General features: G+C 69.9%; 7 protein-coding genes. 4 read left to right on the top strand and 3 right to left on the bottom strand.

What is annotated here, in order from left to right; genetic code table 11:
• The first annotated feature begins 83 nt into the window (after positions 1-83).
• Both WME73_RS23535 and WME73_RS23530 read left to right on the top strand, forming a co-directional pair.
• Positions 84-5,780: a sensor histidine kinase gene (locus WME73_RS23535; RefSeq protein ID WP_437917135.1), complete on the top strand. Its 5,697-nt coding sequence runs from the start codon at positions 84-86 to the stop codon at positions 5,778-5,780.
• A 242-nt stretch (positions 5,781-6,022) separates the two neighbouring features.
• The gene (locus tag WME73_RS23530; protein ID WP_437917134.1) at positions 6,023-11,725 is read left to right on the top strand and encodes an AAA family ATPase; all 5,703 of its coding nucleotides are present in this window, start codon (positions 6,023-6,025) and stop codon (positions 11,723-11,725) included.
• 19 nt (positions 11,726-11,744) lie between these two features.
• Here WME73_RS23530 and WME73_RS23525 read toward each other — a convergent pair whose 3' ends face one another.
• On the bottom strand, positions 11,745-12,764 hold the full coding sequence (locus WME73_RS23525) for a cation diffusion facilitator family transporter (RefSeq protein WP_437917133.1): 1,020 nt from the start codon (positions 12,762-12,764) through the stop codon (positions 11,745-11,747).
• Between the two features lie 113 nt (positions 12,765-12,877).
• On the opposite strand from WME73_RS23525, the gene WME73_RS23520 reads away from it, so the two are divergent.
• Positions 12,878-13,537 carry an STAS domain-containing protein gene (locus tag WME73_RS23520; RefSeq protein ID WP_437917132.1) on the top strand — a complete coding sequence of 220 codons (660 nt, stop codon included), beginning with the start codon at positions 12,878-12,880 and terminating at the stop codon, positions 13,535-13,537.
• Between the two features lie 308 nt (positions 13,538-13,845).
• Positions 13,846-19,539 carry a sensor histidine kinase gene (locus WME73_RS23515; RefSeq protein WP_437917131.1) on the top strand — a complete coding sequence of 1,898 codons (5,694 nt, stop codon included), beginning with the start codon at positions 13,846-13,848 and terminating at the stop codon, positions 19,537-19,539.
• A gap of 153 nt (positions 19,540-19,692) precedes the next feature.
• On the opposite strand, the gene WME73_RS23510 is transcribed toward WME73_RS23515, so the two are convergent.
• Together WME73_RS23510 and WME73_RS23505 are read right to left on the bottom strand one after the other, a co-directional pair.
• Positions 19,693-21,246: a hypothetical protein gene (locus WME73_RS23510; RefSeq protein ID WP_437917130.1), complete on the bottom strand. Its 1,554-nt coding sequence runs from the start codon at positions 21,244-21,246 to the stop codon at positions 19,693-19,695.
• Entirely contained in the window at positions 21,243-21,530 is a 288-nt protein-coding gene (locus tag WME73_RS23505) for a hypothetical protein (RefSeq protein WP_437917129.1), read from the bottom strand. The genes WME73_RS23510 and WME73_RS23505 overlap by 4 nt, the downstream gene beginning before the upstream one ends.
• Positions 21,531-21,931 lie beyond the last annotated feature (401 nt).

Here is a 21,931-nt window from a genome sequence, read left to right as displayed (position 1 = left end):
GTATCCCCATGTCCCGCCAGGCCGCCAGGCCGCCGGGCGCCGGCGCTTCGCGGCGTGTCTTCCCCATCGGTGTCCGCATCGACATGAGCGCTGTGTCCCGCTACACGATCACCGAGACGCTTCACGAGGGCCAATGGACCCGCCTGCTGCGTGCGGTCCGGAGCGCCGATGGCCTCCCGGTGATCTTGAAGGTCCTCGACCCGAGGCGCAGCCGCCCGCAGGACATCGAGCGGCTGAAGAACGAGTACGCGATTGGCAAGCCGCTGGACCACGAGGCCGTCGTGGCGCCGCTCGCCCTCGAGACGCACGAGGGGCTGCCGGCGCTCGTCATGGAGGACTTCGGCGGCGAGTCGCTCGACCATCTCATCGGCGCGCCCATGGATGCCGAGCGGTTCCTCGAGCTCGCGGTCCGCATCGCGGCCTGCGTGGCGGCGATCCATGAGCGGGACATCCTCCACAAGGATCTCAAGCCACAGAACATCCTCGTCAACACGGCCACCGGCCAGGTGAAGCTCGCCGACTTCGGCCTCGCGTCCCGCTTCTCCCGCGAGCAGCCGCCGGCAGGGCCCCCCCGGCTCATCGAGGGTTCATTGCCGTACCTGTCTCCTGAGCAGACGGGGCGAATGAACCGGGCGATCGACGGCCGCGCCGATCTCTACGCGCTCGGCGTGACGTTCTACGAGATGCTCACCGGGCGGCTGCCGTTCGAGGCGCAGGATCCGCTGGAGTGGGTGCATTGCCACGTCGCGCGCCTCCCGCCGGCGCCCTTGGCGCTCGTTCCGGAGCTGCCCGAGGTGCTCTCGGCGCTCGTCCTGAAGCTCTTGGCCAAGATGCCCGAGGATCGCTACCAGACCGCCTGCGGCCTCAAGCACGACCTCGAGCGGTGCCTCTCGCAGCTGCGAGCCACCGGCCGGATCGAGCCGTTTCCCCTGGCCGAGCGCGACGTCTCAGGCCGCTTCCAGATCCCTCGGAAGCTCTACGGCCGCGAGGGCGAGGTGGCTGCGCTGCTCTGCGCGTTCGAGAGCGTCGTGGGCACGGGCTGCCCCGAGCTCGTGCTGATCTCTGGCTATTCCGGCATCGGCAAGTCTTCTCTGGTCCACGAGCTCTACAGGCCGATCGTCCGGGAACGAGCGCTCTTCCTCTCGGGGAAGTCCGACCAGTACAAGCGCGACATCCCTTATTCCACGCTCGTCCAGGCGTTCCGGGAGCTCGTGCTCGACATCCTCGTCGAGAGCGAGGATCGGATCGCAGCCTGCCGGCAGCGGCTGCTCGGCGCGCTCGGGAGCAACGGGCAGCTCATCGTGGACGTGATCCCCCAGATCGAGCTCATCCTCGGGCGGCAGCAGCCGGTCCCCGAGCTTCCGCCGATCGAGGCGCAGAACCGGTTCCGGGTCGTGTTCCGGCGCTTCATCGGGGTGTTCGCCCGGAAAGAGCACCCCCTCGCGCTCTTCGTCGACGATCTCCAGTGGGCCGATCTGGCGAGCCTCGGGCTCCTTCGTGAGCTGGTGACGCACCCCGAGACGCGCCATCTCCTCGTCATTGGCGCATACCGCGACAACGAGGTGACTCCCTCGCACCCGCTCCTGTTGGCGCTCGACCAGGCGCGGAAGGAAGGCGCGCGCGTCTCGGACATCGTGCTCGGCTCGCTCTCCCGGGAGCACCTCGGCGCGCTCGTCAGCGACGCGCTCCACTGCAGCCGCGAGGACGCCGCGCCGCTCTCCGACCTCGTCCACGAGAAGACGGCCGGCAACCCGTTCTTCGCGATCCAGTTTCTCATCGCGCTCCACGAGGAGCGCCTGATCGAGTTCGACGTCTACGCGGAGGCCTGGCGGTGGGACGTCACGAAGATCCGCGAGAAGGGCTTCACCGACAACGTGGTCGACCTGATGGTCGGCAAGCTCGCGCGGCTCCCTCCGAGCACCCAGAGGGCGCTGAAGCAGCTCGCCTGCCTGGGGAACAGCGCGGACGTCGCCCTCCTAGCGATGGTCCAGGGCGGCTCGGAGGAGGAGATGCACGCGGATCTCCGGGACGCAGCGCACGAGGGGCTCGTCTTCCGCCTGGACGGCGCGTACAAGTTCCTCCACGACCGGGTCCAGGAGGCGGCCTATTCTCTGATCCCCGAAGGCGAGCGCGCGGCGGCGCACCTCGAGATAGGCAGGCTGCTCTCGAAGCGCACGGCGCCGGAGGAGCTCGAGGAGAAGATCTTCGAGATCGTCAACCAGCTCGACCGGGGGGCGGCGCTGATCAGGACGCGCGATGAGCGCGAGCGAGCGGCTGAGCTCAACCTCATCGCAGGCAAGCGCGCCAAGGGGTCCACGGCCTACGCGTCGGCGCTCAAGTATCTCGCGGCCGGGGCGGCGTTCCTGGAACTGGAAGAGGACAGCTGGGAGCGGCGGTACGACCTCGTCTTTGCGCTCGCGTTCCACCGGGCCGGGTGCGAGTTTATGACCGGCGAGCTCGGGGTGGCGGACGAGCGGCTCTCGGATCTCGCGGGCCGCGCCAGCAGCTTCGCCGACATCGCCGCCGTCACGTGCGCGCGCGTCGAGCTTTACACGATGCTGGATCGATGCGAGCTCGCCGTCGAGATCTGCCTCGATTTCCTGCGTCGCGTCGGCATCGCGTGGTCGCCGCACCCGACGGACGAGGACGTCCGGCAGGAATACGAGCGGATGTGGCAGACGCTCGGGACGCGCCCGATCGAGGCGCTCGTCGACTTGCAACCGATAACGGACCCGGATTGCCGCGCGCTCATCGACGTCCTCATGTCGGGCGAGCCGCCGGCGTCTCTCACCGACGAGAATCTGTTCTGCCTCATGGTCGGTCGCATCGCGAACCTCTGCCTCAAGCATGGCAACAGCGACGGAGCATGCATGGCCTACACCTGGGCCGGGATGGCCCTGAGCGCGTACTTCGGCGACTACCGCTCGGGATTTCGCTTCGGCATGCTCGGCCTGGATCTGGCCGCGAAGCGGGGGCCGGTCCGCTTCAAGGCCCGCGTCGACCTGATCTTCTGGTACGTCATCAACCCCTGGATCAGGCACATGCGAACCTGCGTCGATCCGCTGCGGCGCGCCTTCGACGCGGCGCAGGAGACCGGCGATCTCGCCTTTGCGTCCTATATCCTCAACGGCCTGCTCTCGCTCATGCTCATCGGGGGAGCTCCGCTCGGCGAAGCGAATCGAGAAGCCGAGCGCTCGCTCGCGTTCGCGCGGAGGGCGAAGTTCGGTCTCATCGTCGACCTCATTGTCGCTCAGCTGTTGGTCATCCGGGCGCTCCGGGGCTCGACGCAGGCGCTCGCGGCCGAGGATGACCACCTCGACGAGGGGCGGTTCGAGCGGCGCCCCGAGGGCGATCGAGGCCTCTCGGTGGCGACGTGCTGGTACTGGATCGGCAAGCTGGAAGCGCGCCTCTTCGCTGGCGATCATGCTTCTGCCATCGATGCTGCAGAGCGAGCGGAGGCGCTCCTCTGGACGTCGCGGTCGTATCTCGTGGCGGCCGAGTACCATTTCTATGGTGCGCTCGCGCGGGCGGGCCACCATGACGCTGCGCCGGCCGATGAGCGGCCCCCGCTCCTCATGGCGCTCGCCGCCCACCGCAAGCAACTCGAGGTCTGGGCCAACAGCTGCCCCGAAAACTTCGGCGCCCGCGCCGCGCTGGTCGGCGCCGAGATCGCGCGCATCGGCGGCGAATGGGACGAGGCGGCGCAGCTGTACGAGCAGGCGATCCGCTCCGCGCGCGAGAGCGGCTTCGTCCACGTCGAGGCGCTGGCGTACGAGAGCGCGTCGAGGTTCTACCGGACACGAGGGTTCGATCTGATCGCGGACACGTATCTCCGCGAGGCCCGCGCCTGTTACGCTCGCTGGGGCGCGGACGGGAAGGTCAGGCAGATCGACCAGCAGAACCCGCGGCTCTGGGACCGGAGGCCGCTCGCGCCGAGCGCCTCGTTCGCGGCGCGCTCCGATGAGCTCGAGCTGCTGTCGGTGATCAAGGCGTCGCAGACCATCTCGAGCGAGATCGTCCTCAACCAGCTCCTGCGGACGCTGCTCACGGTCGTCCTCGAGCAGGGCGGCGCGCAGCGGGCTTGCCTCTTCCTGTGTCAGGACGAGCGCCTCACCATGGAGGCGGAGGCGACCCTCGAAGGGAGAGGCGCGGCGACGATCCTCCTCGCGCCCTCACTGGACGACTCTTCGTGGCAGCGAGTCCCCGGCTCGCTCGTCCATTATGTGCAGCGGACGAAGGAGCGCGTCATCCTGCACGACGCGGCCGCGGATGCGGGCAAGTTCTCCGGAGACGACTACTTCACGCGGTATCGGTCCAGATCGGTCCTGTGCGTGCCCATCCTGAGGCAGGCCGGGGTCGCGGGCTTGCTTTATCTCGAGAACAACCTCCTTGCCGGCGCCTTCACGTCGGACCGGCTCACCGCGCTCTCGCTCCTCGCTTCGCAGGCGGCGATCTCCCTGGAGAACGCGCGGCTCCTCTCCCAGGAGCAGGCCGCGCGGACCTCGGCCCAGTCGGCGGAGCGGCGCGCGGCCTTCCTGGCCGAGGCCGGGGAGATCCTCTCTGCCTCTCTCGATTACGGAGAGACGCTGTCGCGCGTCGTGCGGCTGTCGGTGTTGACGCTCTGCGACTGGTGCATGATCGACGTCGTGGAAGGTGGAGGGATCCGGCGGCTGTCATGGGCGCACAGGGACCCGGCGAAAGAGCCGTTGATCGAGGAGCTGGAGCGGCGGTATCCCACTCGCTGGGAATCGCGTCGCCCGGCGCTCAGGGTCCTCCGGACCGGCGAGCCGCTCCTTCTCCCCGAGATCTCCGAAGAGTTCCTCCGACAGCACTGCGAGGACGGCGGTCACGAGAGGCTCCTCCGCGAGATCGGGACGCGCAGCGCCATCATCGTGCCGCTCATGGCGCGCGGACAGCCGATCGGGGTGCTGAGCGTCGTCTCGTCCGCGCCGGGGCGCCGCTACGGCGACGCCGATCTCGATCTCGTCCGGGAGGTGGCGCGCCTAGCCGCGATAGCGATCGACAATTCGCGGCTCTACCGCGCTGCGCACGAGGCGGTGCGGATGCGCGACGAGTTCCTGACGGTCGCGACGCACGAGCTCAACACGCCGATGACGTCGCTCCTGCTCACGCTCGAGGCCATGGATCGGGGTGTCCGCTCGGATCGGCCCTGGGACCGACAGGCCGTGGGCCGGCAGGTCGACCGCGCGCTGCGGCAGGCGACGCGCGTGATCCGCCTGAACAGCGAGCTGCTGGACGTCTCGCGGATCAACGCGGCTCGGCTCTCGCTCGATGTGGCGGAGGTCGATCTCGGGGAGGTCGTCCGCGACGTGCTCGCGCGGTTCAAGCTGGATCTGGCGCGCGCCGGGTGCTCGGTCGCCTTGCAGGAGCACGGCCGGGTCGTGGGCCTCTGGGATGGTTCTCGCGTGGACCAGATCGTCTCGAACCTGCTCGCCAACGCGATCAAGTTCGGGGCGGGCAAGCCCGTGGAGATCTCCGTCGGCGAGGAGGCGGGGACGGCGCGGCTCTCGGTCCGGGATCACGGGATCGGGATCGACCCGGCGCGCCAGGGGCAGATCTTCGAGCGGTTCGAGCGCGCGGTGTCCAACAGGCACTACGGCGGGCTGGGGCTCGGCCTGTACATCAGCCGCAGCCTCGCGGAGGCGCACGGCGGCTCGATCCGCGTCGAGAGCGCGCTCGGCGCCGGGGCGACGTTCGTCGTCGAGCTGCCGCGGATCGGACCGCCGCGCGGGGCCGAGCCGGGCTCCCTGGCGGGCTGAACGGCGCAGCCAGGGGCTCGCGTTGGCCGGGCATCCTTCATAATATAGTCCGATAGAGAGGGAGGTACGACTGCGGGAGAACCTGGCTGGAAGCGTGCTGCCGGGCGCGAGCCAGGCGCTCAGTCCGGTCGTGTGGTTGGGCCGTGTCGGAGAGGTGCGCGGACTCGACCGCTCCGGCGTCGATGACAGCCCACATGTCCCGCCAAGCCGCCGGACGCCGACGCGTCACGGAGCGTATTCCCATGGAGACGAGCACGGCCCCCCTCTACACGATCACAGAGACCCTCCACGAGGGCCAGCAGACCAGCCTGCTTCGCGCGATCCGGAGCGCCGATGGCTGCCCGGTGATCTTGAAGGTCCTCGACCCGAGGCGCAGCTGCCCGAAGGACGTCGAGCGCCTGAAGCACGAGTATGCGATCGGCAAGGCGCTGAGCCACGAGGCCATCGTGGCGCCGCTCGCCCTCGAGACGTACGAGGGGCTGCCGGCGCTCGTCATGGAGGATTTCGGCGGCGAGTCGCTCGACCACTTCATGGACGCGCCCATGAACATCGAGCGGTTCCTCGACCTCGCGGTTCGTATCGTGGCCGCCGTGGCGGAGCTCCACCAGCGGGACATCATCCACAAGGATCTCAAGCCCCAGAACATCCTCGTCAACGCAGCTACTGGGCAGGTCAAGCTCACCGACCTCGGCCTCGCGTCCCGCCTCTCCCGCGAGCAGTCGCCGGCAGGGCCTCCCCGGCTCATCGAGGGCTCCTTGCCGTACCTGTCTCCGGAGCAGACGGGGCGGATGAACCGGGCGATCGACAGCCGCACCGATCTCTATGCGCTCGGGGTCACGTTCTACGAGATGCTCACCGGGCGGCTGCCGTTCGAGGCTCGGGACCCGCTCGAGTGGGTGCACTGTCACGTCGCCCGCGTCCCGCCGCCGCCCTCCGCGCTGGTCCCGGAGCTGCCCGAGGTCCTCTCCGCCCTCGTCCTGAAGCTCCTGGCCAAGATGGCGGAGGATCGCTACCAGACCGCCCGCGGCCTCAAGCACGACCTCGAGCGGTGCCTTTCGGCGTGGCGAGCCACCGGCCGGATCGAGCCATTCCCCTTGGCCGAGCACGACGTCTCCGGCCGCTTCGAGATCCCTCAGAAGCTCTATGGCCGCGAGGAGGAGGTGGTCGCGCTGCTGCGCGCGTTCGAGCGCGTGATGGGCACGGGAGTCCCCGAGCTCGTCCTGGTCTCCGGCTATTCGGGCATCGGCAAGTCGGCGCTGGTCCACGAGCTGTACAGGCCGATTGTCCGGGAGCGAGCGTGCTTTCTTTCGGGGAAGTTCGATCAATACAAGCGCGACATCCCTTACTTCACGCTCGTCCAGGCCTTCAGGGAGCTCGTGCAGGAGATCCTCACCGAGGACGAGGACCGGATCGCGGCCTTCCGGCAGCGGCTGCTCGGCGCCCTCGGGATCAACGGACAGCTCATCGTGGAGGTTATCCCTCAGCTCGAGCTCGTCATCGGCCGGCAACCGCCGGTTCCTGAGCTCCCGCCGACCGAGGCGCAGAACCGGTTCCGCATCGTATGCCGGCACTTCATCGGGGTGTTCGCCCGGAAGGAGCACCCCCTCGCGCTCTTCCTCGACGATCTCCAGTGGACCGATTCGGCGAGCCTCGGGCTCCTTCATGATCTCGTGACGCACCCCGAAACGCGATATCTCCTCGTCATAGGCGCGTACCGCGACAACGAGGTGACCCCCTCGCATCCGCTCCTGCGGGCGCTCGACCAGGCGCGGAAGGAGGGGGCGCGCGTCACGGACATCGTGCTCGGCCCGCTTTCCCGAGAGCACCTCGCCGCGCTCGTCAGCGACGCGCTCCGCTGTCGCCGCGAAGACGCCGCGCCGCTCTCGGATCTCGTCTACGAGAAGACGGCGGGCAACCCCTTCTTCGCGATCCAGTTCCTCTCCGCGCTGCACCAAGAGCGGCTGATCGAGTTCGACGAGCGTGCCTATGCCTTTCGGTGGGACGTGGCGAAGATCCGCGAAAAGGGGTTCACCGACAACGTGGTCGACCTGATGGTCGGCAAACTCGCGCGGCTCCCTCGACGCACCCAGGGAGCGCTGACGCAGCTCGCCTGTCTGGGAGACACCGTGGAGGTCACCCTCCTGACGATCGTTCAGGGCGGCTCGGAGGAGGACGTGCACGCGGATCTTTGGGACGCAGTTCATGAGGGGCTCGTTTTTCGCTTGAACGGCACGTACAAGTTCCTCCACGACTGCGTCCAGGAGGCGGCCTATTCGCTCATCCCTGAAGGCGAGCGGGCGGCAGTGCATCTCCGGATCGGCCGGCTGCTCGTGTCGCATACGCCGCCCGAAGAGCTCAAGGAGAAGATCTTCGAGATCGTGAACCAGCTCAACCGCGGCGCCGGGCTCATGACGTCGCGGGGCGAGCGAGAACGGGTCGCGGAGCTCAACCTCGTCGCGGGCAAGCGCGCCAAGGGGTCGACCGCCTACGCCTCGGCGCTGGCGTACCTCGCCGCCGGCGCGGCGCTCCTCACCGAGGACAGCTGGTCGCTTCGTTACGAGCTCACCTTCGCGCTCGAGCTCCACCGGGCCGAGTGTGAGTACCTGACCGGCGAGCTGTCGACAGCGGAGGAGCGGCTAGCCATGCTCTCGCGCCGCGCCCGGAACGTCGTCGACTTCGCCGCCGTCACGTGCGTGCGCATGGCCCTGTACACGACCCTGGATCAGAGCGACCGCAGCGTGGAGGCGTGCCTCGAGTACCTCCGGCGCGTCGGCGTCGAGTGGCCGCCGCACCCGACGGACGCGGATGTCCATCAGGAATACGAGCGGATGTGGCGAAAGGTTGGGAGCCGCCCGCTCGAGGAGCTCCTCGACTTGCCCACGATGACCGACCCGGACTGCCGCGCGACCATGGACGTCCTCTCGTCGTGCGATGTGCCGGCCTTGTTCTCCGACAAGAACCTGCTGAGCCTCCTGGTCGCTCGCATGGTGAACCTCAGCCTCGAGCATGGCAACAGCGACGCATCATGCCTCGCCTACGTCCGGCTCGGCTCGCTCCTCGGATCGCACTTCGGCGATTACCGGGCGGGGTTTCGCTTCGGTAAGCTCGGCCTCGATCTGATGGAGAAGCGCGCGATACTCCGCTTCAAGGCCCGCGTCTATTTTGTCTTCTGGTACACCATCAATCCCTGGACGAGGCACGTGCGCACCAGCATCGATCCATTACGACGCGGCCTTCACGCGGCGCAGGCGATCGGCGATCTCACGTATTCGTCCTATTTGTCCGCCGTCTTGGTGACGCTCCTCCTCATGGAGGGAGATCCGCTCGACGAGGTGCAACGAGAGGCCGAGGGGGCCCTCGAGTTCACGCGGAAGGCGAAGTTCGGCGTCCTCGTCGACCTCATCACCGGACAGCTCAGGTTCATCCGGACGCTCCGGGGGCTCTCGCCGGTCCTCGGCTCCTTCCACGATGACGACTTCGAAGAGGGCCGGTTCGAGCGGCGCCTCGAGGGCGATCCGCGCCTCTCAATCGCCGCGGGCTGGTACTGGCTCCACAAGCTGCAAGCGCGTTGGCACGCGGGTGATTACGCCTCTGCCGTCGAGGCCGGGGCGAAGGCGCAGCGGCTCCTCCGGACGTCGCCGGTGTTCCTCGCACTCACCGAATACCATTTCTATAGTGCGCTCGCGCGGGCGGCGCGCCACGACGCGGCACCTCCATCCGCCGACGAGCGGCCCGAGCACCTCACGGCGCTCGTCACCCACCACCAGCAGCTCGAGGTCTGGGCTTCGAGCTGCCCGGAAAACTTCCGCAATCGCGCGGCGCTGGTCGGCGCCGAGATTGCGCGCATCGGCGGCGAATGGGACAAAGCCGAGCATCTGTACGAACAGGCCATCCGCTCCGCGCGCGAAAGCGGCTTTGTCCACAACGAGGCGCTCGCCAACGAGATCGCGTCGAGGTTTTACCGGACGCGAGGGTTCGGCCTGATCGCCGCCACGTACCTCCGCGAGGCCCGCGCCTGTTACGCCTGCTGGGGGGCGGACGGCAAGGTCGAGCAGATCGACCAGCAGCATCCGCACCTCTGGGATAAGAGGCCGCTCGCTCCAACCGCTTCCTTCGCGGCGCGATCCGAGCAGCTCGACCTGCTCTCGGTGACCAAGGCATCGCAGACCGTGTCGAGCGAGATCGTCCTCGACAAGCTGCTGCGCACGCTGCTCGAGGTCGTGCTCGAGCAGGGCGGGGCGCAGAGGGCTTGCATCCTCCTGTACCAGGACGAGCGCCTCTCCATCGAAGCGGAGGCCACCCTCGAAGAGAAAGGGGCGGCGACGACCCTCTTCCCGCCGAAGGCGGAGGATGGTTCGCGGCGCGTCCCCATGTCGCTGGTCCGCTACGTGCAGCGGACGAAGGAGCGCGTCATCCTGAGCGATGCCGCCGCGGATGCGGGCAAGTTCTCCGGCGATGACTACTTCGCGCGGTATAGGCCCAAGTCGCTGCTCTGCGTGCCCATCCTGAGGCAGGGCGAAGTGGTGGGCCTGCTCTACCTCGAGAACAACCTCGTCGAGGGCGCGTTCACGCCGGAGCGGCTCACCGCGCTCTCGCTGCTCGCCACGCAGGCTGCGATCTCGCTGGAGAACGCGCGGCTGCTCTCCAAGGAGCAGGCCGGGCGGACCGCGGCCGAGGCGGCGGAGCGGCGCGCGGCCTTCCTGGCCGAGGCCGGGGAGATCCTCGCCGGGTCGCTCGATTACGCGGAGACGCTCTCTCGCCTCGCGCGGCTCTCGGTGCGATCGCTCTGCGACTGGTGCATGATCGACGTGGTGGAAGGCGGAGAGATCCGGCGAATTTCATGGGCACATAGAGACCCCGCGAAGGAGTGTTTGTTCGAGGAGCTGGAGCGGCGGTATCCTCCTAGCCGGGCTTCGCCCCGCCCGGCGGCCAGGGTCCTGCGGAGCGGCGAGCCGCTCCTGTTCCCCGAGATCTCCGAAGCCGTCCTCCGGGAACATTGCGAGGACGACGGGCACGCGAGGCTCCTCCGCGAGCTCGGGACCTACAGCTCCATCACGGTGCCGCTCGTGGCGCGAGGACAACCGATCGGGGCGCTGAGCGTCGTCTCGTCCGCGCCGGGGCGTCGCTACGGGGATGCCGACCTAGAGCTCGTGCAGGAGGTGGCGCGCCGGGCTGCGATGGCGATCGACAATGCGCGGCTCTACCGCGCCGCCCAGGAGGCCATCCGCGCGCGGGACGAGTTCCTCACCGTGGCGACGCACGAGCTCAACACGCCGATGACGTCGCTGACGCTCTCGCTCGAGGCCATGGATCGGGCCCGCCAATCGGGTCGAACTTGGGATCCGCAGGCCATCGGCAGGCAGATCGACCGCGCTCTGCGGCAGGCGGCGCGCCTGACCCGCCTGAACAACCAGCTCCTCGATGTCTCGCGGAGCCACGCGGATCGGCTCCCGCTCGAGGTCGAGGAGGTGGACCTCGGGGTGGTCATCCGCGACGTGATCGCGCGGCTCAAGCTGGATCTGGAGCGGGCCGGGTGCGCGGTCTCGCTACGGGAGTGCGGCCGGATCGTGGGCCGCTGGGATCGCTCCCGCATCGACCAGATCGTGACGAACCTCCTCGCCAATGCGATCAAATTCGGGGCGGGCAAGCCCATCAAGATTTCGCTCGGCGAGGAGGCCGGGACGGCGCGGCTCGCGGTCAGGGATCACGGGATCGGCATCGACCCGGCGCGGCAGGCGCAGATCTTCGAGCGCTTCGAGCGCGCGGTGTCAAACCGGCACTACGGTGGGCTGGGGCTCGGGCTGTACATCAGCCGCAGGATCGCGGAGGCGCACGGCGGGTCGATCCGCGTCGAGAGCGCGCTCGGCGCCGGGGCGACGTTCATCGTCGAGCTGCCGCGGGCCGGGCCGCCGCGCAGGGCCGAGCCGGGCGCCCCGCCGGGCTGAGCGGCGCTGCCAGGCGTCCTCACGCCGGCTCGTCGCGCTCCACGTCGATGTGCACGAGCACCTCTGCGTCAGGCTCGATGGCGAGGATGGCGTCGCGCGCGCGGTCGCCGGTGGCGTGCGCGCGGGCGAGGGGGAGGTCGCCCGCGAGCTCGATGTGCACCTCGACGAACAGCGTGTGTCCGGCGATCCGCGTGCGCAGCGCGTGGTGGCCGAGGAGCTCGCCGCGCGCGCGCATGGCGTCGAGCGCGGCCTCGATGGCGCCGACGCGCTCCTCCGGGGCGCTCGTGTCGATGAGGTCGCGCACGCCGAGCCGGAGGAGGGTCCCCGCGGACGTGAGGATGTAGACGGCGACCGCGACCGAGAGGACGCCGTCGATGCGGGAGAGGCCCGTCGCGTACGTGAGGGCGACGCCGGCGAGGACCGCGAGGTTCGCGGCGATGTCGGTGCGGTAGTGGACGGCGTCGGCCTGGATCGCGCTCGAGCCGGTGCGCGCGGCGACGCGGCCGAGGTAGGCCACGAGCGCCGCGGTGACGAGCGCGGCGGCGGCCATCGCGCCGAGCGTGACGGCGGCGAGGCGGAGCGGCTCGGGCGAGAGCAGCCGCCGGATCCCCTCGATGAGCAGGTAGACCCCCGAGCCGCCGATGAGCAGGCCCTGACCGGCGGTCGCGAGCGTCTCGATCTTCGCGTGGCCGAACGGGTGCGAGCGGTCGGGCGCGGCGTGCGCCAGCTGGATGGCGAGGGCGTTCGCGGAGGAGGCGAAGAGATCCGTGAGCGAGTCGACGGCGCTCGCGGTCACGGCCATCGACTGGCCGAGCTGGCCGGCGACGAGCTTGCCGAGGGCGAGGCCGCCGGCGGTCAGCGCCGCGATGCGCCCGGCGCGCAGCGCGGCGCGGGCGCGGTCGGCAGGGTCGAGGCGGCGCTCGGCGGAGGGAGCGGCGCCGCGGTCGACGGCGCGGGCGGCGGGCGCAACGCCGGGGTCAGGGCGGGCGGCGGGGTCGGGGCGGGCGGCGAGGCGGGCGGCAGGACGTGGTCCGCTCATGGCCGGGAGGCTACCCCGCGACGCCCTTGCCCGTCATGCGCGTGGTGGTCAGGACCACCCGAGTGGGTGCACTGCGACGTCGCACGCGCCCCGACCGCGAGATCGTCGAGCGGATGGCCCCGCAACTCTCGGCGGCCGGCTGCTCGACAGAGATCGAGATGGACGAGCCGGTGGTGGGGTACTCGGATACGTCCCGCCTGGAGCAGGTCCTGCTCAACCGCCTGTCGAACGCGATGAAGTACGGCAGGCGTCGGCCCATTCACGTCGGCGTGCGCAAGCAGGCCGCCTCGGCATGGATCACCGTCCGAGAACAGCGAATCGGGACAGCAGAGGAAGCGTTCATCGTTGAGCTCCCTTTGCGTCCCCCGGCGAACCGCAGGTCTCCGATCAACGACGGGACGGCCCTGGCCGAGACGGCGGAGTACAAGCTGCTGAACGAGCTCATCGGCTGCCTCGCTCATGGGCTCTCTCACAACGACACCGGCAGCTCGCGCGCGCCCGGGGCCCGCGTGATCCTCGACGTGACGGGCGTGTCGGTCGCGGACGAGATCGTCTCGGGCTACCTGCTCAAGGCCGTCCGGGCGGCGCGGCTGCTCGGCGCGGCGTGCTCGTTCGTGGGCATCTCGCCGGCCATGGCGCAGGCGCTCACGCAGCTCGGGCTCGACTGGTCGGGCGTGGAGACCTTCCGGGACCTGCGGGCGGGCCTGAAGGCCGCGATCGCCGTCCGGCAGCGTGCCCCGGCCCGAGCGCGACGCGCAGCGAAGCCCGCCTGATCGCCGCGGCGAGCGCTCGCGCAGGCAGCGGCCAGCATGGAGGTCCCTGCTCGTCGGGGCCCGCGACGTGCACCGCGGAACTGTCGGGCCTGACCCGTGGTACCTATCGATAAAGGGGGTGCTGGGGTGACACGATCGTGGGAGGCCGTGACAGAGAATGCGGTCCCCGGCGGGCGCCATGCGCTCACGCCGGTCGTGTGGCTGCGTCGTCTCGGCGAGGCGCGCGGACTCGAGCGCTCCGGCGTCGACGGCGGCCCCCAGGGGCCGCCAGGCCGCCGGGCGCCAGCGCTTCACGGAGTGCCTTCCCCATGGGGATGAGCACCGCCTCGCCATACACGATCATCGAGACCCTCCACGAGGGCCAGAGGACCAGCCTGCTCCGCGCGGTCCGGAGCGCCGATGGCCGCTCGGTGATCTTGAAGGTCATCGACCCGAGGCGCAGCCGCCCGCAGGACGTCGAGCACCTGAAGAACGAGTACGCGATCGGCAAGATGCTGAATCACGAGGCCATCGTGACGCCGCTCGCCCTCGAGACGTATGAGGGGCTGCCAGCGCTCGTCATGGAGGATTTCGGCGGCGAGTCGCTCGATCACTTCATCGGCGCGCCGATGCAAACCGAGCGGTTCCTCGACCTCGCGGCGCGTATCGTGGCCGGTGTGGCGGAGCTCCACGAGCGCGGCATCATTCACAAGGATCTCAAGCCCCAGAACATCCTCGTCAACACCGCCACCGGCCAGGTCAAGCTCGCCGACTTCGGCATCGCGTCCTGCCTCTCTCGAGAGCAGCCGCCGGCGGGCCCTCCCCGGCTCATCGAGGGCTCGTTGCCGTACCTGTCTCCGGAGCAGACAGGGCGAATGAACCGGGCGATCGACAGCCGCGCCGACCTCTATGCGCTCGGCGTGACGTTCTACGAGATGCTCACCGGGCGCCTGCCGTTCGAGGCGCGGGACCCACCCGAGTGGGTGCACTGCCATGTCGCCCGCGAGCCGCAGCCGCCCTCCGCGCACGTCCCGGAGCTGCCCGAGATCCTCTCCGCGATCGTCCTGAAGCTCCTGGCCAAGATGGCGGAGGATCGCTACCAGACCGCGAGCAGCCTGCACCATGACCTCGAGCGGTGCTTGGCCGAGCTCCGGGCCACCGGCAGGCTCGATCCGTTCCCTCTGGCCGAGCGCGACGTCTCCGGCCGCTTCCAGATCCCTCAGAGGCTCTATGGCCGCGAGGACGAGGTCGCCGCGCTGCTGTCCGCGTTCGAGCGCGTGGTCGGCACGGCAGCCCCGGAGATCGTCCTGGTCTCGGGCTATTCCGGGGTCGGCAAGTCTGCGCTGGTGAGCGAGCTGCACAAGCCGATCGTCCGCGAGCGGGGATTCTTCCTCTCGGGGAAGTTCGACCAGCAGAAGCGCGATATCCCGTACTCGACGATCGTCCAGGCCTTCCGGGAGCTGGTGCTCGAGCTCCTCGCCGAGAGCGAGGAGCGGCTCGCGGTCGTCCGGGAGCGGCTGCTCGCCGCCCTCGGGGTCAACGGACAGCTCATCGTGGACGTGATCCCGCAGGTCGAGCTCGTCATCGGGCGGCAGCCGCCGGTCGCCGCGCTGCCGCCGACCGAGGCGCAGAGCCGGTTCCGCGTCGTGTTCCGGCGCTTCATCGGGGTATTCACCCGGAAGGAGCACCCCCTCGCGCTCTTTCTCGACGATCTCCAGTGGGCCGATCCGGCCAGCCTCGGGCTCCTCGCGGATCTGATGACGCACCCCGAGACGCGGTGTCTGCTCGTCATCGGTGCGTACCGCGACAACGAGGTGACCCCCTCGCACCCGCTCATGCTGGCGCTCGATCAGATGCGGAACGGGGGCGCGAGCGTCTCGGAGATCGTGCTCGGCCCGCTCTCCCGCGAGCACCTCGCCACGCTCGTCAGCGACACGCTCCACTGCCGCCGCGAGGACGCCGCGCCGCTCTCGGACCTCGTCCACGAGAAGACGGCCGGTAATCCCTTCTTCGCGATCCAGTTTCTCACGGCGCTCCACGAGGAGCGCCTGATCGAGTTCGACGTATACGCCGAGGCCTGGCGGTGGGACGTCACGAAGATCCGCGCCAAGGAATTCACCGACAACGTGGTGGCCCTGATGGTCGGGAAGCTCATGCGGCTCCCTGCCAGCACCCAGGAAATATTGAAGCAGCTCGCCTGTCTGGGAAACTCCGCAGAGATCGCGCTCCTGGCGATGGTTCATGGCCGCTCGGAGGCGGCGTCGCACGCGGCTCTCTGGGAGGCCGTCCGCGCAGGGCTCGTCCTCCGCACGGACGGCGCGTACAGGTTTCTGCACGACCGCGTCCAGGAGGCGGCCTATTCGCTCATCCCCGAGGACGAGCGGGCGGCGATGCACCTCGAGATCGGCCGTCTGCTCTCCTCGCGGACGCCGCCCGAGGAGCTCGAGGAGAAGATCTTCGAGATCGTGAACCAGCTCAACCGCGGCGCGGCGCTGATCACGGCGCGGGAGGAGCGCGAGCGTGTGGCCGAGCTCAACCTCGTCGCCGGCGAGCGCGCCAGGAGAGCCACGGCCTACGGCTCGGCGCTGAACTATCTCGCGGTCGGCGCCGAGCTCCTGGGCGGGGAGAGCTGGGACACGCGGTACGAGCTCGCCTTCGCGATCGAGCTCCACCTGGCCGAGTGCGAGATTGTCACCGGCGCCCCGGCGGCGGAGGAGCGGCTCTCCATGCTCTGGCGCCGCGCGCGGGACCTCGTCGAGGCGGCCGCCGTCGCCCGCGCGCGCGTCGAGCTCTTCACGACCCTCACCTGGAGTGACCGCGCTGTCGGGGCGTGCCTTGAATACCTCCTGCGCGTCGGCGTCGCGTGGTCGCCGCACCCGGCGGACGAGGAGGTCCAGCGGGAGTTCGAGCGGCTATGGGAGCGGCTCGAGAGCCGCTCGATCGAGGAGCTCATCGACCTGCCCCCGATGACCGATCCGGTCTCGCGGGCGATCATGGACGTCCTCACGTCGACCATAGCGCCAGCGCTCTTCACCGATGCCAATCTGCTCGCCCTCATCCTGGGTCGCGCCGTGAACCTCAGCATCGCGCATGGGAACAGCGACGCCTCGTGCTTCGCCTATGTCTACCTCAGCACGTGCCTCGGCCCTCGCTTCGGCGACTACCAGGCGGCGTACCGCTTTGGCAAGCTGGGCTTCGATCTGGTGGAGAAGCACGGGCTGCTCCGCTTCAAGGCCCGCGTCTACGCGACCTTCGCGTTCATGGTCCTGCCCTGGACGAGGCACCTGCGCGCCAGCGTCGAGCTCATGCGACGCGCCCGCGACGTGGCGCAGGAGACCGGCGATCTCGCGTATGTTGCCTATACCGGCAGCTCCCTGGTCTCGCTCCTGCTCTCGGGCGGCGATGTGCTCGATGAAGTGCAGCGCGAAGCCGAGAGAGAGCTCGAGTTCGCGCGGAGGGCGAGGTTCGATCTCATCGTCGACCTCTACACCGGCAACCGCCGGCTCATCCGGGCGCTCCGGGGCCTCTCGCCGGACTTCTCCTCCTTCAACGACGCGGAGTTCGACGAGGGCCGGTTCGAGCAGCACGTCATGAGCGATCCCACCCTGACGGTCGCCGCCTGCTGGTACTGGATCCGCAAGCTGCAAGCGCGCTTCTATGCGGGCGACCACGCCTCCGCCATCGAGGCGGCGTCGAAGGCAGAGCAGCTCCTCCCGTCGTCAGCGGCGTTCTTCGAGGCGGCGGAGTACCATTTCTATAGCGCGCTCGCGCGGGCAGCGCACCACGACGCGGCGACCGCCGACGAGCGGCCCCGGCACCTCGATGCCGTCGTCGCCCACCACGAGCGGCTCGCGAACTGGGCGACGAACTGTCCCGAGAACTTCGGGAACCGCGCGGCGCTGGTCGCCGCCGAGATCGCGCGCATCGAGGGTCGGTATCTCGACGCCGAGCGCCTCTACGAAGAAGCCATCCGCTCGGCCCACGATGGCGGCTTCGTCCACAACGAGGCGGTCGCTTGCGAGGTCGCGTCTCGGTTCTACCGAGCACAGGGGTTCGACAGGTTCGCCGACACAACCCTCGGCGACGCGCGGACCTGCTACGCCCGCTGGGGCGCCCGCGGCAAGGTGGCGCAGATCGACAGGGAGAATCCGCGCTTCCGCGAGCCGAGGCCCACCCCGTTCACCGCCACGTTCGCGGCTCGGCCCGAGCAACTCGACCTGCTCTCGGTGACCAAGGCCTCGCAGGCCATCTCGGGCGAGATCATCCTCGACAAGCTCCTGCGCACGCTGCTCGAGGTCGTGCTCGAGCAGGGCGGCGCGCAGAGGGCCTGCATCCTCCTGAGTCAGGACGGCAAGCTCTCGATCGAGGCGGAGGCCGCGCTCAAGGAAGGAGGGGCGGTTGTGAGCACCCTCGAGTCGGGGCCGGTGGATTCCTCGCAGCGCCTCCCCTCGTCGCTCGTCGACTACGTGTGGCGGACCAAGGAGCGCGTCATCCTGCACGACGCGGCCGCCGATGCGGGCACATTCTCCGGCGACGTCTACTTCGCGCAGAATCGGCCCAAATCGCTCCTCTGCGTGCCCATCCTGAGGCGGGCCGAGGCGGTGGGCCTGCTCTTCCTCGAGAACAACCTCCTCGCCGGCGCGTTCACGCAGGACCGGCTCACCGCCCTCTCGCTCCTCGCCTCGCAGGCGGCGATCTCCCTGGAGAACGCGCGGCTCCTCGCCAAGGAGCAGTCCGCGCGGACCGCGGCAGAGACGGCCGTGCGGCGCGCGGCATGCCTGGCCGAGGCGGGGGAGATACTCTCTGGATCGCTCGATTGCAGCGAGACGCTGTCGCGGCTCGCGCGGCTGTCGGTGCGATCGTTCTGCGACTGGTGCATCATCGACGTCGTGGAAGGTGGAGAGACCCGGCCCGCGGCCTGGGCCCACAGAGATCCCGCGAAGGAGCCTTTGCTCGCGGAGTTACGGCGGCGATACCCTCCTGGCCGGGATTCGCCCCACCCGGCGGCCGGCGTCCTCAGGGACCGTGAGCCGCTCCTGCTCCCCGAGATCTCCGACGAAGTCATCCGGGGATACGCCGAGGACGACGGGCACGCGAGGCTCCTCCGCGAGCTCGGCGCACAGAGCTCCATCACCGTGCCGCTCGTGGCGCGGGGACAACCGCTCGGGGCGCTGAACGTCGTCTCGTCCGTGCCGGGGCGCCGCTACGAGGACGCCGATCTCGAGTTCGTGCAGGAAGTGGCGCGCCGGGCGGCGATGGCGATCGACAATTCGCGGCTCTACCGTGCTGCTCAGGAGGCCGTCCGGATGCGGGACGAGTTCCTGACCGTGGCGACGCACGAGCTCAACACGCCGATGACGTCGCTCACGCTCACGCTCGAGGCGATGGAGCGGGCCATCCGGTCGGGTCGGATCTGGGACCCGCAGGCCATGGGTAGGCAGGTCGACCGCGCGCTGCGGCAGGGAGCGCGCCTGACCCGCCTGAACAGCGAGCTCCTCGATGTCTCGCAGATCGACGCGGCTCGGCTGAGGCTCAGCGTCGCGGAGGTCGACCTCAGGGAGGTCGCCCGCGACGTGCTCGCGCGATTCAGGCACGATCTGGAGCGCGCCGGGTGCTCGGTCTCGCTCCGGGACGGCGGCCGGATCGTGGGCCGGTGGGATCGCTCCCGCGTCGATCAGATCGTGACGAACCTCCTCGCCAATGCGATCAAGTTCGGCGCGGGCAAGCCCATCGAGGTCGTCCTCGGCGAGGAGGCCGGGATGGCGCGGCTCTCGGTCAGGGATCACGGGATCGGCGTCGATCCGGCGCGCCAGGAGCGGATCTTCGAGCGCTTCGAGCGCGCCGTGTCCAACCGGCACTACGGCGGGCTGGGGCTCGGGCTGTACATCAGCCGCAGGATCGCGGAGGCGCACGGCGGCTCGATCCGTGTCCAGAGCGCGCCCGGCGCCGGGGCGACGTTCATCGTCGAACTGCCGCGCGCTGGGCCGCCGCGCTCGGTCGATCCGAGCGCTCTGCCGAGCTGAGCGGGGCGGGCGAGCGGCATCGCGTGAGGAGGCTAATGCCGAGGCGGCGCGGAGGACAAGCGGGAGCTCGCCCGCCGCGACGGCGGGGGCGATTGGCTGCCGGAGAGCTCGCGGAGGGGAGCGCCTCGGGTCGACTCCGCCTGTTCAGTCCGCCTATTCGGGAAACCGAAGCGTCTTGACGGCCACGCCGTCCTCTCCCGTGATCATGTTCCCCTCCTGGTCCCAGCTGATGCCGCCCTCGCCCGGCGGTCCCAGCGTGAAGGCGACGCCCTCCACCGTGAGCTGGTCCTCATCGAGGTAGGCGATGCCGATCGAGTCGGCGCCGCGCCCGGGGCCGCCGTAGCCGCCGGGGCCCCCGTCGCCGCCGTTGCCCCCGTTACAGCCGTACGTGCCATCCCCCAGCGCGCCGCCCGGCGCGCCTCGGCCGGGTCTGCCGCCCTTCTCGGGCGGCCCTCCGTCGCCGCCCGTGCCGGCCTGGAGCGTCTCGATCTCGCTGTCGCGCACGGTCACCCGGGCATGGAGCGCGACGATGCCGATGCTCGGATGGCCGTTTTCGCCCCCTCGGCCGCCTCGACCGCCGCAGCCGCCGGCCCCGCCCGAGCCGCCCCCCGCGCCGCCCTTCGACGCTGCGCCGCACACGCTGAGCCCGCCCCGGCGGCCGCCGCCCCCGCCGCCGCCCTGGCCCGGCATGCCCCGGTCGCCGTCGCCGGCCTTGTCGCCTTCCCACCCTGTCTCGCTGATGCGCCCGATGCCTTCGCCCGCGGCACCGGCGGCGCCTTGCAGGCCGGAGAGGCCGACTCTCCCGTCCGCGCAGCCGGTGCCCGGCGGGTCCCCGTCTCCTCCGCTTCCGTAGCCCGGGGGACCCCACATCGGATCCGGCGCGCCGTCGGCTCCGTCCTCGGCGCCGCCGGGCAGCCCGTCCCCGCCCTTGCCGCCGGCGCTCGGGATCCCGCCGTCACAAGGGTTCATCACGGCAGGCCCGCCGGCCACGGTCTCCGCCGAGCACGCGTCGCCGCCATACTTCCCGTGCGCGCCGCCAGGGGCGCGGTTCAGCCCCGACCGCTCCTCGCCATCGCGGCCCCCGAATCCGTAGTAGGCGCGAATCGTGCTCCGGGTGATCTCCACCGCGGTGTTGGATCGAGCCAGGATCGCGATGGGGCTGTTCGCAAAGAAGTCCACGTCGACGATCGTCGAGATCCCGTCCGCTGCGCCTGTGTCCCCGGCGCTCGCCGGTTCGACGGTGAGGAGAAACTCATCGCGCTCGCGGATCTCGTCGTGCTGAACGATGGTGTGCGAATCGCGCTGGCGCGTCCAATCCAAGCAATTGTACCCCCCGATGAGATCCACGCCCGAGGGCAAGGTGAGGGGACCGTAGAAGCCGTCGTGGCACGAGAACACGCGCCCTCGCCCCGTGCGAGCTAGCTCGATGCCGCGCTGGAGCGTGCGCACCGGCTTCTCCCGCGTGCCGGGGTTCGCGTCATCGCCGCCGCCGAAGACGAAGTTGGCCACGAACACGCCGCACCCGTCCTCAAGCACGTCGGCGGCGAGACGCTCGAGGCAGAACGACTCCGGCGGCGCCTCATCGTGGCACGACGAGGTGCCGTCGCACGAGGCTCCGCCAGGGTCGACTGCGACGGGTGCGGTGCCGCACCCGGCCACGAGGAGCGGGAAGACGAGAGACAGATAGGTCGCTCGGGGCATGCTCATGGTTCTCCCTCGTTCCGTGTGGCGAGCCCGATCGCGCGTTGCAAGGTCTTCACCGGCGCGTCCTTCGTGCCAGGACTCCCGTCGTCGCCTGACGACGCGCTGACGAACACCCCACATTCATCCAGGGCCGGCGCGCTGCCGGGCTCTCCCTCGCACGGGTCGGGCGGAGGCTCCGGATCCGGGGCGCACGCCAGCGCTTCCCAGCAAGAGTCGGAGTAAGCACCGCATGCGCTCAGCATGCTCGCCATCCATGCGCAGAGCGCGACAGCGACGACGGACGTCACGGCGCGCCGACCTCCCTGCGAACGCAACCCCTCGTCTCCGCGGGTGTTCACATCGCAGCCCCCACCGACGGCGACTTCGGGCGGGACTGATCGGGCGCGTAGCGTGCTCCGCGCGTGACGTCGTCCACCTTGTCGATGCCGGCGGGCACGGACGCACCTGCTCCATGGCCTGCCGCACAGCCCCATCCGGGCTGCGGTTCGCCTCCGCCGGCCAACGCGTCCTGGTCCCCCTGCGAGCGCGCTCGCCCGCGACTACAAATCGTCCTGGTCCCCTCGCGAGCTCGGTCGCCCGTGACCACAACGCGTCCTGGTCCCCTCGCGAGCGCGCTCGCCCGCGACCACAACGCGCCCTGGTCCCCTCGCGAGCGCGCTCGCCCGCGACCACAATGCATCCTGGTCCC

Source organism: Sorangium sp. So ce302 (assembly GCF_051530145.1).
In the GTDB taxonomy this organism is placed as follows: domain Bacteria; phylum Myxococcota_A; class Polyangia; order Polyangiales; family Polyangiaceae; genus Sorangium; species Sorangium cellulosum_B.
Note: the sequence above shows the minus strand (reverse complement) of the source record. Positions and strands in the feature narration are given on the sequence as shown.

Bases quoted from the DNA above. Each gene is read 5' to 3' on its own strand.
- WME73_RS23535 (WP_437917135.1), top strand. From the start codon at position 84: ATGAGCGCTGTGTCCCGCTACACGATCACCGAGACGCTTCACGAGGGC.
- WME73_RS23530 (WP_437917134.1), top strand. From the start codon at position 6,023: ATGGAGACGAGCACGGCCCCCCTCTACACGATCACAGAGACCCTCCAC.
- WME73_RS23525 (WP_437917133.1), bottom strand. From the start codon at position 12,764: ATGAGCGGACCACGTCCTGCCGCCCGCCTCGCCGCCCGCCCCGACCCC.
- WME73_RS23520 (WP_437917132.1), top strand. From the start codon at position 12,878: ATGGCCCCGCAACTCTCGGCGGCCGGCTGCTCGACAGAGATCGAGATG.
- WME73_RS23515 (WP_437917131.1), top strand. From the start codon at position 13,846: ATGGGGATGAGCACCGCCTCGCCATACACGATCATCGAGACCCTCCAC.
- WME73_RS23510 (WP_437917130.1), bottom strand. From the start codon at position 21,246: ATGAGCATGCCCCGAGCGACCTATCTGTCTCTCGTCTTCCCGCTCCTC.